This is a genomic window from Cupriavidus sp. 01T418 (assembly GCF_056398885.1).
On the sequence record NZ_JBFTQG010000157.1, the window covers coordinates 1 to 566 of the forward strand.

Here is a 566-nt window from a genome sequence, read left to right on the forward strand (position 1 = left end):
AACAGCCTGTTCGATGCCGTRCGCCTGGGTCTCAGCATGCTTGACCCGAATGCGTACCACAATTTCACGCGGGCGTGCCGGCGCGACACACCGATGCTTGGCGAAGAAGCAGTGCTGCTGCGCCATTGCCTGGCTGACCAGCTCGAGCGYTCCTGCGATCTCGGCGAATCCGTCCTGCGAGCGCTTGACGCGTATGGACAACAACAGGCGGCGCTTCAGCGCACCCAGCCGGAGCAGCCCAGTCATCTGCGTCAGCCCGTCCGCCCACTCCCCATGCAAGCGMCTGGGGTKAGCGTACCCGCCACGCCGCAGCGCCTGGAAGAGCCCGTTCCCGGCTCYGCGACCAGACCGATGGCCGATACGAGCGAACGTCTCGCACCGCGCGATGCCTGTGCACCCCTGCACGCGGATACCACCACGCCGCAAGGCGGCCGAACTCCCCATAAGAAGCGCAAGACGGCCATCGACGACAGCCTCCCAGCGAAGATTGCGCGTTTATCACACCCGAGGGACGTTCCTGCGGGCATTGCCCCTGAAACCCAGGCAAGGCTGGCCACCATTCGCGA

The 566-nt window shown here is 65.6% G+C and carries 2 protein-coding genes; one reads left to right on the forward strand and one right to left on the reverse strand.

Annotated elements, in window-relative coordinates:
- Nucleotides 1-246: hypothetical protein (locus AC1DQ3_RS36690; protein ID WP_477124974.1), on the reverse strand; the 246-nt coding region annotated here is incomplete at its 3' end.
- Between the two features lie 105 nt (nt 247-351).
- Between AC1DQ3_RS36690 and AC1DQ3_RS36695 the strand changes: the two genes are divergently transcribed.
- On the forward strand, nt 352-566 hold a 215-nt coding region (locus tag AC1DQ3_RS36695), incomplete at its 3' end, for a hypothetical protein (protein WP_477124975.1).